Origin of the sequence: Pseudoalteromonas sp. MMG005 (assembly GCF_018101015.1) — a bacterium.
Lineage (GTDB): Bacteria > Pseudomonadota > Gammaproteobacteria > Enterobacterales > Alteromonadaceae > Pseudoalteromonas > Pseudoalteromonas aurantia.
In genome coordinates this window covers 110,410-124,690 of record NZ_JAGJEK010000001.1, presented here as the reverse complement: position 1 = coordinate 124,690, position 14,281 = coordinate 110,410, and the positions used below count along the sequence as shown (strand labels likewise).

The following is a 14,281-nucleotide window of genomic DNA, read 5'->3' as shown; positions in this document are numbered from 1 at the left end:
AAAATTACAAAAATTGGAAATATACGTAATGAATGATTTAGATACACGGATTGATAATCTATCACCAGAACAAAGAGCAAAATTTGAAGCATTGTTAAATGAGAAGAAAAACCAACAGCAGCTTGCTACAAATGAATTGGAAATGCCGCAAATAGACCCTCAACCACAAGACAGATATAAGCCATTTCCATTGACTGATATTCAGCAAGCACAGTGGTTTGGTCGAAGCGGGATTTTCAGTATTACTGTTGCAGGACATGGCTATGCTGAATTTGACTGTGCTGGAAAAGATCTCGACTTATTAGAAAAAGCATTCAATCAAATTATTGATGAGCATGAGCAAATGCGCATGTTAGTGTTACCTAACTTACAACAGCAAGTGCTAGAAAGTGTTGATTATTATCGCTTTAAGCGATACGACATGCGAGGTAAATCAGAGCAAGAATTACAAGTATCGTTAGATGCAGTTAGAGAGCGAATGTCTCATGAGATTTTACCCTCTGATGTGTGGCCTATTTTTGAAGTGTGCGCAACCCTATGGGATGATAACTTAAGATTGCACTTTAATTTTGACTTATTGGTTGGCGATGCGTGGAGCTTTAGGGTAATTATAGATGAGTGGGCGCGTATATATGATGATCCTGACAATTATCGACCAAGTCCAAAAACCCTATCATATCGTGATTATGTCTTAGCGTTAGAAGAATTAGAGTCTTCACCATTATTTGAACGAGATCTCGCCTATTGGCAAGAGCAACTTGTGGATCTGCCACCGCCACCGATGCTCCCTATGATTGCGACTCCAGAAGAGATAACAGAAGTCACCGCAGAGCACTACTCAATCGTACTTGATGAACAACAATGGACGGACTTAAAAGCGGTAATACAGCAGAAGAAGTTAACACCATCTGGTTTTTTTGCCAGCGCGTTTTCTGAGGTTATCTCTTTGTGGAACTCAGTATCACAACATACCTTAAACATGACAGTTTTTAATCGCTTACCTTTACACCCTGACGTGAATCAGTTGATGGTCGGTGAGTTTAATTCATTTCAATTAGTGAAAGTAGACAATAAAGGCGAGCGTTCGTTACAAAGTCGCGCTGTCGAAGTTCAATCTTTGATGTGGCAACACCTTGAGCATCGCAGTATTACAGGTGTTCGGCTCATGCGTGAGTTGACTCAAATGACGGAAAGCTCGGTTGGTGAAGCGATAATGCCAGTGGTCTTTACCAGCACCTTGGCACACCACGAAGGCGAGACTGATATGCCAACGTTGGCTCCGGGAAAATGGGTTTACGAAGTATCTCAAACACCTCAAGTTTGGATGGAGCACCATTTATGGGAAGAAGACAGCGAATTAGCACTGCATATTGATGTGGTGGCTGGACTATTTCCAGAGGGCTTGATGGAAGACTTTGTTGCGACATATGAGAGTCTCATACAGCGCTTAATTTACGATGATTCCGCGTGGCAAAGAAGCAGTGCTGATTATTTACTCCCTGATTATCAAAGCGCATTATGGGAAAAATATAACGAAACGAAGGAAGTACAACCTACGGGGTTACTTCATAGTGCGATAAGTAAAACTGCAAAAGTGTATGCAGATAAAGTCGCAGTATTTTCAAGTAGAGGCGACCTAACGTACGGACAGCTTGATGACATATCTTCGCAGCTGGGGAATTATCTATATGATCAGGTTGAAGTAAATGAGTTAGTTGCGATTGTTGTACCAAAAGGTTGGGAACAAGTCGCCGCTGCTATTGGGATCTTAAAGTCAGGTGCGGCGTATTTACCAATAGAGCAGGATCAACCCACAGATCGTTTACATGAGATTTTAGCCAGTGCTCAAGTGAAACATGTTGTGACGACTCGAGCACTTATGGCAGAAATTACCTGGCCGGAGCAGGTGCAATGTATTAGTTTTGACTGTGATGCCGTTACGCAACAATCAACGGTTGCAGCGCCGCAAAGGCAGACGCAAGAAGATGTGGCATATGTGATATATACCTCGGGATCAACGGGTAAGCCAAAAGGGGTGACGATAGATCACCTTGGTGCATTGAATACCATTGTTGATATGAACGACAGATTTAATGTTACCCATGATGTGTTATTTTTGCGATATCAGCACTGAGTTTCGACCTGTCTGTGTATGATATATTTGGTTGTTTAGCAGTCGGTGCGACGTTGGTTATGCCGCAAAGTCAGTTACCAGATCCTAAGCATTGGTTGAGTTTGGCGGAGCAACATCAGATCACGGTGTGGAACTCAGTGCCCGCATTATTAGAGATGTTTGTAGATTATGCAGAAGAGCAAGCGGAAACGATCCCTGATTCATTACGCCTATCTTTGTTAAGCGGTGACTGGATCCCATTGACCCTGCCAGATAAGCTGCAACTTGTTAATTTTGATATGGACGTTATCAGTCTCGGCGGCGCAACCGAGGCATCAATTTGGTCTATTTATCATCCAATTAAGCAGGTACATTCGAGTTGGAACAGTATACCTTATGGTAAACCTCTGAAAAATCAAATGTTTTATGTTCTTAGTGATGACTTGGAAGTATGCCCTCTTTGGGTTACGGGCAACCTTTATATTGGTGGGATCGGGGTCGCTAAGGGTTATTGGAATGATAAAGAGCGCACAGATGCTGCATTTATAATACACCCAAAAACAGGTGAGCGTTTGTACCGAACAGGTGATATGGGGCGTTTAAGGCCAGAAGGCTGGATTGAGTTCATGGGTCGTAATGATACACAGGTTAAAATTCGCGGTTTCCGTGTTGAGTTAGGAGAAATTGAAAGTGTGCTATCACAAATAGGATCACTTAAGCATAGCATTGTCGTGACAGCGGGCGAGTCTAATCAGAATCGTCAATTGGTTGCCTATTTAGTCGCACATGATGTGGTTGAAAATACGATTGAGTTTATCGAATCAATTAAAGATCAATTACGCGCTAAGCTACCAGATTACATGATCCCAGAGAACGTCCAGTTGCTCGATAGCCTACCTTTAACTGCAAACGGCAAGGTAGATAGAAAGAACTTACCCAAATTTGATAGCTTAGAAACTGACACTGTGTACGTTGCGGCTTCGACAGATGTTGAAATTCGAGTGGTAGAAATTTGGCAGCACCTCCTTAAAGTTGACAAAATCGGTGTACATGATGATTTTTTCAGGCTCGGTGGGAATTCATTGGTGGCGAGCAACCTTTTATATAAATTAAATGAAGTATTCAGTGTCGATTTGCCGCTTTCAGAACTGTTTGAAGCAACGACCGTCGCACAAATTGCAGCACTGATTGAGCAATCACTCATAGCACAGCTAGAAGCAATGTCAGATGACGAAATTGAACTTCTGGAAGATTTTTAAGGAGGCAACATGTCTGATTTAGAAAAAATGCTCAGTCGTTTGTCTCCAGCAAAACAAGCGATTTTACGCAAGCGTATGAAAGGTAAGGCGGTTGAACTTGATGATCAACAGTCAGTACAAACCTTGGTTCAGACGCCAAATGAACAGTATGTACCATATCAACCTCGGGCCTTTCAGCAAGCACAGTTAGCTGCGGCCACAGAGCATGGGTTTTGTGCATGGTTTTATATGGAAACACACCGCGTTGGTTTGGACGTAAGCTTGTTTACGCAAACGATTCAAGTACTGGTTAACCATCATGCCATTTTACAGTCGAGATTTGTTGGTGATGAAAGTGAAATATGTCTTAAGCAAGACAAAATTACTGACTGGCAAGCCCAAGTGATAGATTTACGAACAGTCAGTGCACATGATGCAAGCGCACAACTGGCAGCTCTCAGGGAGGCATTTCGCCGCCCGAGAACAATCAAAGAGAGCGAGTCTTTTAAAATTACAGTCTGTCAACTGCCGAACGAAGAACTGAGGATCTTTTTAGGGGCAGATTTAACACTCTTAGATCTGGTGAGTGTAGAGTTCTTAGCTCTGCAATGGCGACAGCTTTATGAAGGGCGCAAAGTTCTCACTGACTTTGGTGCTTTGACATTCAGAGATTATTCTCACACTGAGCGAGTATTTCAGGAGAGTAGTCGTCAATGGAGTACCTCTAAAGACTATTGGTTGAGTAAGTTAGATGAATTGCCGCGTATATTGACGGTCGATGATATAGCTGAAAATTCGCAAAAGTTGGATATATTTGATGATCAACGTTTTGACTATCGGGTCGATTTACTGCCTAAGTCGTTATGGACAAAGTTAAAACGCTATGCCAGTGAGCAAAAGCTAACAGGTTCAATGGTTGTCTATAGTTTATTTACATTGGTGCTGTCGGAACTTTCAAAGATACGCAGGTTCTCTCTTGAAATGAGGTTATTTAATAGAATCTCTTTTGATACCAAGGTGAATGACATTCTTGGCCAATACAGTTCAGGCATTTTGAGTTCAGTCGATTTAAGTCGCCAGCAAAATCTACAAGCGTATTGTCGAGCCATCGAAAGTCAAACCTGGACTGATTTAGATAATGGTTTTTATGATGTAGTAAGCGAGCAAGCATTATCTGGTAAACAGAAAAAACCTGGCATTGTATTTACCAGTACTATCTCTCGATACAACGAGTTTGTTGAAGAGGGCAGTATTCCACCGATGAAGTGGTTTGGTGCGATGCAAGATGGTGTCGCACATGTGCCGAATCAGGCACTAGAGCTTTTGATTGTTGAAAATGACGGAATGTTAGAATTGCATTGGTTTTGCGATTATAGCCGTTCAGGCAATGCATTGACGTCAATTATGCAGCAAACAGAGCAATTAATTTTACGTGTTGCTCAAGATCCTGCTTTCGCGTTCGATACACCGCTCAATGATCTACAGCGTATATTACGAGAAAGTAATCAGCTTATGGAGTCGGCAATATGACTCCAGCATTTTTGTCACCAGAAAAAAATAGGGTGTTTATCACCGGTGTTACAGGGTATTTGGGGGCGCATTTAGTGGCAGAATTACTCGCGCTTCCATGGGTTAAATTGACATGTTTCGTGCGTGCTCCATCGCAACAAGCAGGACTAGCAAGGCTTCGTACTAGCATGACTGAATTCGGTATATGGGAGACGGGTTTCTCAGATCGAGTCACGATCATAATAGGAGATTTGGGCAAACCTAAGCTAGGTCTCAATACGACACAGTATGCCCAATTACTGAATGATGTGGATGTGGTCCTTCATAATGGAGCCGCTGTTAATTATGTATTGACCTATGCGCAACTAAAAAATACCAATGTTAATGGCACGCAAGAGATCCTTAAATTGGCACAGGAGCAAGACATTGCCTTTGTGAATGTATCGACTTTGCGTTTGTTTGATGCGCGCTCTGATGGACAGCCTATTCGAGAAACAGATGCAGTAGATGAGAAGTCCACGAGCTATTCTGGGTATTCACGGTCTAAGTGGATCAGCGAAAAGTTGGTTGCAGCAGCGGGCAAGCGTGGCATGCCATATTTTGTGGTCCGCCCTGGATTAATATGCGCTGGAAAAGGTTATAACTCGCCAAATATCAATGATGCTTTAGCTAAGCTAGTTACGGGTTGTATTCAATTAGGCGCAGCGCCTCAGAGTCAATTCCAGTTTAATTTAACATCGTTGGATTACGTGGTTAAGGGGCTCGTTGAGCTTATGCTGGCTTCAGATACAAATGGGAAGACATTTCATTTAGTGAATGATACGCCGACGTTATGCAGCCGTATTTTGGAAACGGCGCGTACTTTAGGGTACCCAGTAGAGATGTGTGGTTACCTGCAATGGGTTGCGAAACTGAAAGCCATTGCCTCAACCAGTGATAATGCCTTGTTGCCATTATTGGATTACTTTGAAGATGACTTACCACAAAAGAGTCAGGGGAGAGTTTTTGATAGTAGCTTAACGCAATCGTTTATATCGGATAGACCTGTTGAAGATGCGCAAATTGATGATGCCGCATTGATGCGAGTTATTGAAGGGTTTAGTCAATTCCAGTTATTTCACAAGCCAGCATAATAATAGAAGGGCTCCCGCTTGATTATTAAGTGGGAGCGTTAAAGGAGTAATCATGAGTAAGAATGGATTTAGTCTTAAATCAGCCAGTGATGTGCTGAAGCAATTTTGTCAGCAGGCAGTCAAACAAAACATCGCCTTGCGTGATCAACAGCAGTATTTAGACGAAGAAATAAAGCAGTCGTTAATTGATGCAGGCTTGATGGGCATTGAGATTAACAGAGATTACTTTCAGCGTAGTGATAAAGCACTATTTGATGATGCTTTGCCTTTTTCTGGTGCTGTATTAATGATTCAGGAAGTGTCAAAAGTAGACCCAGGTGTCGCCGTTTTTTTGCATGTACACAATATTTTATTTAATAAAATATTGCAGCAATTTGGTAGTGATAGTCAAAAATCACAATGGCTACCAAAAGTGGCTACAGGTGCTGTCGGTGCATTTGCCGTGACGGAGCCTCAGGCTGGCAGTGATTTATCTTTGATGGAGACAAGCGCCAAGAGAATCGATGCTGGTTATGAAATAAATGGTGTTAAAACCTGGATCACAAACGCTGGTGAAGCACAGGTGATGCTGCTTATCGCCAATACCGAACTAGAGTGTGGTCGCAAAGTGCCGAGTGCTTTCTTAGTGGATACGGCCTTACCGGGTATCAGCATATCTCAGAATATACCGAAAATGAGTGTGAGAGCGAGTTCAACGTGTCGCGTTACGATGGATCAGGTGATCGTACCTGAATCAGCACTCGTTGGCGCGCAAAATCAAGGAATTGATATTGCCAATTATGGCTTGTGCATGGGACGAATTGGCATTGCAGCACAAATGCTGGGTATTTCAGAGGGGGCATTGTCTTTGGCTGTGGAATACGCCAATGAACGTGTAGCGTTTAAGCATAAAACTTCAGAATTTCAAGGTGTTAGTTTCCCGTTGGCTCAGGTGTGTGCCGAAGTGAGCGTACTGAAACCTTTTATATATCAATTGGCTAAAAAAGCGGAGCTTGGTCATTCAAGTACGCAATTATTAGATGAGGCAAATAAAGCGAAGCTGGTTGCCTCGCAACTTGCAGATAGAGCAACGTCTGCGGCCTTAGAGACATTGGGTGGCAATGGTGTGGCACTGGACTATGACGTGGAAAAACTATTTCGAGATGCAAAAGTTGGCAAAATCTATGAAGGCACGGTGAATATATTGCTGAGAAGCATCGCTAGCCGGATGTTTAATTGTTAACACCTTAAAACACGAGCCATGTTATGACATGAAGGAAAAGGACATGACAGTAAAAAGCACAGGCAAAGCACAGCCTTGTCCAGTAGAAAAAGCAGGGTCTTTGGACACTTGGTACCGCAGAATCTTACAAAATCCTGAAAAAGTGATACAGCCATATGTGTATGCAGGCATGCACGTTATGGATATAGGGTGTGGCCCAGGTTATTTCACATTGCCGCTGGCAACGAGAGTTGGCAATTCAGGTAGGGTGGTTGCCGTCGATATGCAGCAAGGCATGCTGGATATTGTGCAGCAAAAAGTACAATTAAGTAATGAGCCGAGAAATAACATTGAATGCATATTGTGCAGCGAAGACTCATTGGGTATTTCAGGGGAGTTTGATTTCATACTGGCATTTTATATGTTGCATGAAGTGCCTGATATTGAAGGTTTTTTATCCGAGCTTTATGCGCTATTAAAGTCAGGTGGGGGGGTATTAATTGGTGAACCGGCATTTTTTGGTATCAGTTTTTCACACTTTGCATCGACGGTAACTGTATGTGAAAAACTGGGTTTTGCTGTTGAGCCTGTCCACGGAATTTTCATGACAAAAGCGATTTATTTAAAGAAGTTGTGAGTGAATATGATGAATAATGAAGATATTTGGTTTTTGCAGCGAAAGCAATCAAAACCCGTAAAACAAAATTTGTTTTGTTTTCCTTATGCTGGTGGTAGTGGTCAGATGTACCTTGATTGGGATGATAAAGTCCCCGATGGGTGCCAAGTGTTCGGTGTTGAATTTCCTGGAAGAGGAAGGCGTTTTAGCGACCCATTACAAGCAAACATTACCGATTTAGTAGACATGTTATATGCCAATATTAAGTCGAAGCTCACCAGACCATTTTCATTTTATGGCCATAGTAATGGGGCTTTAGTGGCATATGAATTAGCAAAAAAGATATCAAGAGAGCTGGGGTTAACCCCTAAAAATTTGTTTATCTCAGCAAAAGTAGCACCGCAACTTGGTACAGAGTACCCCTTACATAAATTATCCGAAGATGAGTTTATTGAAGTACTCAAAGATTACAAAGGCACCCCGGAGTTGGTTTTTAATAATCCCGAATTGTTAGAAGTTTATACCCCTATATTACGCTCTGATTTTGCACTGAGCGAAAACTATAAATTTGTTGAGCAGGGCAAACTCAATACCGACATTGTCATTTTAGCCGGCGAGGATGATGAGGTCGTTGAACCGGACAATGTGTTTGCATGGCAGGCGTTATTTAATGGCAAGGTGCGTAAAGAGTTAATGAGGGGTGATCATTTTTTTGTTCATAGTGAAGAAACTGCGCTTATCAACATAATCAACAGTGAGCTATAGAGAAGGAGTTTTTATGAAAAATAAAGTATCAATACTGAGTCAATTGTTAGTGGTATCGATGACATTACTGTTGGCACACAATACCTATGCATCATCTGAGCAATTAAATGCTGAGGAGTTAATGGGGAAGCGTAAGCAGCATAATTCAGGTTGGCGTTCTAGTGAGGTTGCCTTGAATATGGTTTTGACCATGTCTAACGGTCAACAATCAAAACGATCATTGCGTGCCAAAGCGCTAGAAGTGATTGGTGATGGTGATAAAAGCTTAAGTGTGTTTGATACACCTCGTGATGTAAGTGGTGTGGCCTTTTTAAATCATTCACATGTAGATAAGTTGGATAACCAATGGCTTTACCTGCCGAGCTTGAAACGTGTAAAGCGCATATCTTCAAATAACAAGTCCAGTTCGTTTATGGGAAGTGAGTTTTCATATGAAGATATGAGTTCTTTTGAAGTAGAAAAGTATACTTACGGGAGCGCGGTGATAGCAGAGCTTGAAGGTAAACAAGTCTACATTGTGGAGTCCATACCAAAAGCGAAAAGCTCGGGGTATAGCAAACTAAAGACTTGGTTAGATACGACGCATTATCAACCACTGAAAGTGGAGTTTTTTGATAAACGCGGCGGCTTGTTAAAAAACTTAGCGTTAAGTGGTTATAAAAAATATGACAATGGTGTGTGGCGAGCACATCAGTTACGGATGAAAAATATACAAAATGCACGGGAAACCGAATTATCTTATCAACCATTCAATTTTAACATTGTTTTAAATGATAAAGATTTTAATAAAAATGTACTTAAGCGAGTACGTTAATAATCAACAGTGAAGCAGTGCGTTGTAAAGCAGTGAAAGCCCGTAGCTGACTCGGGCTTTATATTTCGAATGATTAAAAAGGATTTCTATATTGAAATATTATTTTGTCTTATTTTTAGGCTGGAGTGTGCATTTTGCACAAGCGTTTGAGTTAAGTGGGCAAGTTGATCTTGAACATCGTCAATTCTCATCACATGGCAACAAAGATAATCAGGTACATCAAACATCGCTTAAGTTGGAACCTGAGTTTTACTTCGATGATATTTTTTCTAATACCAGTTTGCTTGTTGCGCCATTTTTGCGTGTTGACTCGCTAGATAGCACCCGTACACATAGTGATATACGAGAGTTCATGTTCTTGCATCTGGCAGATGAATATGAGTTTAGAGCGGGTATTGGTAAAGTTTTTTGGGGAGTGACTGAATCATTGCACTTAGTCGATGTCATTAATCAAACAGACTTGTTAGAGGGGGTTGATTCAGAAGATAAGTTAGGTCAACCAATGTTGAATCTCACTTTTTCGAAAGAGTGGGGCACTGTTGGGATATTCGTTTTGCCTTATTTTCGTCAGATGGAATTTGCGTCTGAAGAGGGGCGGCTTGGGCTACCATTTGACGTAGACAATACGGACCCAACATATGAGTCAAGCAAAGCAGCACGACACATAGATACTGCACTAAGGTACAGCCACTACTATGATGATTGGGAAGTGGGAGTTAGTTACTTTTCAGGAACGAACCGAGAAGCATACTTTATGCAACACACCGATGGTGTAGCGATTCCACATTATGCACAAATGACTCAGTTTAGTATTGATTTTCAGGGGGTGATTGATAGTTGGTTGTTGAAACTCGAAGCCATACAGAGAAACTCTATCGCAACACATCACGCGTATGTTGTTGGAGTCGAGTATAGTCATTCGCAAATATTAAATACTAGAATGGATTTTGGGACGATAGTCGAATATCAATTTGATAGCCGAAATGGCGTCAGCGCACCGATGGGACAAAATGATATATTTTTGGGCGGGCGCTTGACGGTTAATGATATGGCTGGCACGGAAGTATTGGCTGGTATCAGTTTGGATTTGGATGATAGCGGAACGTCTGTATTTAAGCTTGAGGCTTCACAGCGGCTCAGCGATGTATTACGAGTTGCAGTAGAGGGGTACTTATTTAGCTCTGATGAACCGACTAATGTTGTGTATGTGCGTAACAAAGAAGACTTTTTACAATTGACTTTAGAGCTCTATTTTTAGCAAGTATCATTTTTATTAATGAATAACTCCTATTGGCTGCTTTTTTGCCCTGTACAAAACAGGTATAATTAAGAAAATTATCACTTGAGCCAGTACATTTTCGTGTTGGCAAGCACAGGTAAAAGCAGCTTACATGTCAAACTTAGTTACTGAAACCCAAAAGCGACGTACATTCGCTATTATCTCGCACCCGGATGCGGGTAAAACCACCATCACTGAAAAAGTTTTATTATTCGGAAAGGCGTTGCAAAAAGCCGGTACTGTAAAAGGTCGAGGTTCAAACCAGCACGCTAAATCTGATTGGATGGAGATGGAAAAAGAGCGTGGTATTTCAGTTACAACCTCTGTAATGCAGTTCCCTTACAATAATGCCCTTGTAAACTTACTCGATACACCGGGACATGAAGATTTCTCTGAAGATACGTATCGTACATTAACAGCGGTAGACTCGTGTTTGATGGTTATCGATGCGGCAAAGGGGGTCGAAGACAGAACTCGCAAGCTGATGGAAGTAACCCGTTTACGTGACACACCAATTGTAACTTTTATGAACAAGCTTGACCGTGATATTCGCGATCCGATGGAAGTACTGGACGAAGTTGAGACCGAGCTAAATATTGCATGTGCGCCAGTAAGCTGGCCAATCGGCTGTGGTAAAGAGTTCAAAGGGGTTTATCACATTCATCGTGACGAAACGATTTTGTATCAAACAGGCCAAGGTCATACGATTCAAGAAAAACGTATTATTAAGGGGTTAGATAACCCTGAGCTTGATACCGAAATAGGCTCTGAGCTGGTTGAGCAGTTGCGTGAAGAGTTAGAGTTGGTGATAGGAGCATCACATGAGTTTGATCATGAGTTATTTCTGAAAGGGGAGCTAACTCCGGTATTTTTTGGCACTGCACTAGGTAACTTTGGTGTGGATCATATGCTAGATGGTTTAACTGAATGGGCGCCAACGCCTATGCCACGTCAAACTGAAGAGCGCGAAGTCAAAGCGGATGAGGACAACTTCTCTGGGTTTGTATTTAAAATTCAAGCGAACATGGATCCAAAGCATCGCGACCGTATCGCATTTATGCGTATTGTATCGGGTAAATATAGCCAAGGTATGAAAATGAATCACGTTCGCTTGGGTAAGCAGATCAGTATTTCTGATGCAGTGACCTTTATGGCAGGTGACCGTGAGCGTGCGCAAGATGCTTATGCCGGCGACATTATTGGTTTACATAACCATGGGACGATTCAAATTGGCGATACCTTTACGCAAGGCGAAAAGCTAAAATTCAGTGGTATTCCAAATTTTGCGCCAGAACTCTTCAGACGCATTCGCCTAAAAGATCCGTTGAAGCAAAAACAATTGCTGAAAGGCTTAGTGCAACTGTCAGAAGAAGGCGCTGTGCAGGTGTTTAGACCATTGGCAAACAATGACCTGATTGTGGGTGCTGTTGGTGTGTTGCAGTTTGATGTGGTTGTCGCACGTTTAAAAGCAGAATATAACGTCGATGCAATTTATGAAAGTGTGAACGTTCAAACGGCTCGTTGGGTAAACTGTAGTGATGAGAAAAAACTGGCAGAGTTTAGACGTAAATGCGAAGTGACTTTAGCGCTAGATGGCGGTGATAACTTAACCTACGTTGCACCTAGTCGTGTGAACCTAAACTTGTCTATGGAACGTTATCCCGAAGTAGAGTTTCACCATACACGCGAACATTAATAGGCACTAAGCCAAATGAAATGGCTTTAACCATGTAAGTTATGTGATAGATTTATAGTGTGCTGGGTAGTTGAGCAAGCTCCTAAGCAGCACATAATAGGACGAATAATGAATATTAAAACGATATTAATTGAAAAAGCGAACGCAGCAATGGTTGCAGCTGGCATTCCTGAGGGCTCGAACCCAGCCGTAACGCAAAGCACACGTCCACAATTTGGTGATTACCAAATTAATGGCGCAATGGGCGCAGCTAAGGCACTAAAAACCAACCCTCGAGAGCTCGCACAAAAAATCATTGATAATTTAGATGTGTCTGAGCTGGCCGAAAAAACAGAAATAGCGGGTCCTGGATTTATTAATATCCATTTGAAATCGCAATTTTTATCAAAGAGTTTGGAAGCGGCTAACCAAGATGACAAGCTAGCGGTGGCTGAGCATAGTCAGCCTCAGAAGGTGGTTGTGGACTTTTCTTCGCCTAATTTGGCGAAAGAGATGCACGTAGGACATTTACGCTCAACCATCATTGGTGATTCAGTGGTGCGTGCTTTAGAGTTTCGCGGTGATACGGTAGTGCGTCAAAATCATATGGGTGATTGGGGTACACAGTTTGGTATGCTCATCGCACACTTGGAAGACTTGTTAAATCAAGGTGTTGATTTAGAGTCTGTGGCATTGGCTGACTTAGAAACATTTTATCGTGATGCCAAAAAACGTTTTGATGACGAAGAGGGCTTTGCTGATAAAGCCCGTGATTATGTTGTAAAGTTACAAAGTGGTGATACGCATTGTCAGAAATTGTGGACTTTATTTATTGATACATCAGTGAAGCATTCAGAGGAAGTGTATCAGCGTTTGAATGTGACATTAACTCGTGATGACATCATGGCTGAAAGTGCTTATAACAGTGAACTGAGCAACGTGATTGCATTACTAAAAGAGAAAAGTATTGCGGTTGAAGACCAAGGTGCACAAGTTGTATTTTTAGACGAGTTAGCAAATAAAGATGGAGAGCCATCGGTATTTATTGTACAAAAGTCTGGGGGGGGCTTCTTATATGCAACCACTGACTTAGCAGCCTGTGATTATCGTTCAAATAAATTGGGTGCAGACCGTATTTTGATTTTTGTTGACGCACGTCAAAGTTTACACTTTAACCAAGTTGAATTAACAGCACGTAAAGCTGGATTCTTAAGAGATGAGACCAGCTACGAGTTTAGCCCGTTTGGCACTATGATGGGCAGTGATGGCAAACCATTTAAAACGCGTACCGGTGGCACGGTGAAGCTTGCTGATTTACTTGAAGAAGCCATTAGCCGTGCGACAGATAAGTTGGCTGACCGAGAGTCTGGTTTGACTGATGCTGAGCGTGGTGAAATTGCCCGCAAGGTGGGTATTGGCGCGGTTAAATATGCAGATTTGTCAAAGCATCGTACCAGTGACTACATCTTTAATTGGGATAGTATGCTGAGCTTTGAAGGCGCTACGGCACCGTACTTACAATACGCTTATACACGCGTTCGGAGTATTTTCCGTAAAGCCAATATTGATAGCGACGCATTAACTGCATCGATTAATATTGAGCAGCCACAAGAAAAAGCGCTGGCAATTAAGTTGTTACAGCTTGAAGAAGTATTAGATCTGATGATCAGTGAGGCCACGCCGCACGTATTGTGTGGTTACTTGTATGAGTTGGCTAGTTTGTATATGACGTTCTATGAAGCGTGTCCAATCTTAAAAGATGATGTGGCAGCAGATGTACGAGATAGCCGTTTAGTACTATGTAACTTAGTGGCAGATACTTTACGTACAGGCTTAGATTTATTGGGTATTGAAGTTATGGAACAAATGTAATTTACATTTGTTGGCATTGGGATACCCCCTGAAACGATTAATTAAAGCCGCATTTCAACGTAGTTG

Annotated in this window: 11 protein-coding genes; all 11 read left to right on the top strand. The window is 42.0% G+C overall.

Annotation, left to right across the window (positions count from 1 at the left end; translation table 11 throughout):
• Positions 1 to 28 precede the first annotated feature (28 nt).
• The 11 genes from J8M01_RS00585 (at position 29) to argS (ending at position 14,215) form a co-directional block, all read left to right on the top strand.
• Positions 29 to 2,134 (top strand): AMP-binding protein, encoded by a 2,106-nt coding sequence (locus J8M01_RS00585; protein WP_211056689.1) that lies wholly within the window; start codon positions 29 to 31, stop codon positions 2,132 to 2,134.
• A gap of 14 nt (positions 2,135 to 2,148) precedes the next feature.
• Positions 2,149 to 3,372: a non-ribosomal peptide synthetase gene (locus J8M01_RS24125; protein ID WP_211056688.1), complete on the top strand. Its 1,224-nt coding sequence runs from the start codon at positions 2,149 to 2,151 to the stop codon at positions 3,370 to 3,372.
• Positions 3,373 to 3,381: 9 nt separating this feature from the next.
• Positions 3,382 to 4,881, top strand: a complete 1,500-nt coding sequence (locus J8M01_RS00575; RefSeq protein ID WP_211056687.1) for a condensation domain-containing protein — start codon at positions 3,382 to 3,384, stop codon at positions 4,879 to 4,881.
• Positions 4,878 to 5,993 carry a thioester reductase domain-containing protein gene (locus J8M01_RS00570; protein ID WP_211056686.1) on the top strand — a complete coding sequence of 372 codons (1,116 nt, stop codon included), beginning with the start codon at positions 4,878 to 4,880 and terminating at the stop codon, positions 5,991 to 5,993. Before J8M01_RS00575 ends, J8M01_RS00570 begins: the two co-directional genes overlap by 4 nt.
• Before the next feature lie 52 nt (positions 5,994 to 6,045).
• On the top strand, positions 6,046 to 7,215 hold the full coding sequence (locus tag J8M01_RS00565) for an acyl-CoA dehydrogenase family protein (RefSeq protein ID WP_211056685.1): 1,170 nt from the start codon (positions 6,046 to 6,048) through the stop codon (positions 7,213 to 7,215).
• Between the two features lie 43 nt (positions 7,216 to 7,258).
• Positions 7,259 to 7,831 carry a class I SAM-dependent methyltransferase gene (locus tag J8M01_RS00560; RefSeq protein ID WP_211056684.1) on the top strand — a complete coding sequence of 191 codons (573 nt, stop codon included), beginning with the start codon at positions 7,259 to 7,261 and terminating at the stop codon, positions 7,829 to 7,831.
• Positions 7,832 to 7,837: 6 nt separating this feature from the next.
• Positions 7,838 to 8,575, top strand: coding sequence for a thioesterase domain-containing protein (locus J8M01_RS00555; protein WP_210995603.1), 738 nt, complete (start codon positions 7,838 to 7,840; stop codon positions 8,573 to 8,575).
• Between the two features lie 13 nt (positions 8,576 to 8,588).
• A complete protein-coding gene (locus J8M01_RS00550; RefSeq protein WP_211056683.1) occupies positions 8,589 to 9,389 on the top strand; it encodes an outer membrane lipoprotein-sorting protein in 801 nt (266 codons plus the stop codon).
• 91 nt (positions 9,390 to 9,480) lie between these two features.
• On the top strand, positions 9,481 to 10,647 hold the full coding sequence (locus tag J8M01_RS00545) for a hypothetical protein (RefSeq protein WP_211056682.1): 1,167 nt from the start codon (positions 9,481 to 9,483) through the stop codon (positions 10,645 to 10,647).
• A gap of 133 nt (positions 10,648 to 10,780) precedes the next feature.
• The gene (gene prfC / locus J8M01_RS00540; RefSeq protein WP_211056681.1) at positions 10,781 to 12,364 is read left to right on the top strand and encodes a peptide chain release factor 3; all 1,584 of its coding nucleotides are present in this window, start codon (positions 10,781 to 10,783) and stop codon (positions 12,362 to 12,364) included.
• 108 nt (positions 12,365 to 12,472) lie between these two features.
• The gene (argS, locus tag J8M01_RS00535; protein ID WP_211056680.1) at positions 12,473 to 14,215 is read left to right on the top strand and encodes an arginine--tRNA ligase; all 1,743 of its coding nucleotides are present in this window, start codon (positions 12,473 to 12,475) and stop codon (positions 14,213 to 14,215) included.
• Positions 14,216 to 14,281: the final 66 nt, after the last annotated feature.

Bases quoted from the DNA above. Each gene is read 5' to 3' on its own strand.
- J8M01_RS00585 (WP_211056689.1), top strand. From the start codon at position 29: ATGAATGATTTAGATACACGGATTGATAATCTATCACCAGAACAAAGA.
- J8M01_RS00575 (WP_211056687.1), top strand. From the start codon at position 3,382: ATGTCTGATTTAGAAAAAATGCTCAGTCGTTTGTCTCCAGCAAAACAA.
- J8M01_RS00570 (WP_211056686.1), top strand. From the start codon at position 4,878: ATGACTCCAGCATTTTTGTCACCAGAAAAAAATAGGGTGTTTATCACC.
- J8M01_RS00565 (WP_211056685.1), top strand. From the start codon at position 6,046: ATGAGTAAGAATGGATTTAGTCTTAAATCAGCCAGTGATGTGCTGAAG.
- J8M01_RS00560 (WP_211056684.1), top strand. From the start codon at position 7,259: ATGACAGTAAAAAGCACAGGCAAAGCACAGCCTTGTCCAGTAGAAAAA.
- J8M01_RS00555 (WP_210995603.1), top strand. From the start codon at position 7,838: ATGATGAATAATGAAGATATTTGGTTTTTGCAGCGAAAGCAATCAAAA.
- J8M01_RS00550 (WP_211056683.1), top strand. From the start codon at position 8,589: ATGAAAAATAAAGTATCAATACTGAGTCAATTGTTAGTGGTATCGATG.
- prfC (WP_211056681.1), top strand. From the start codon at position 10,781: ATGTCAAACTTAGTTACTGAAACCCAAAAGCGACGTACATTCGCTATT.
- argS (WP_211056680.1), top strand. From the start codon at position 12,473: ATGAATATTAAAACGATATTAATTGAAAAAGCGAACGCAGCAATGGTT.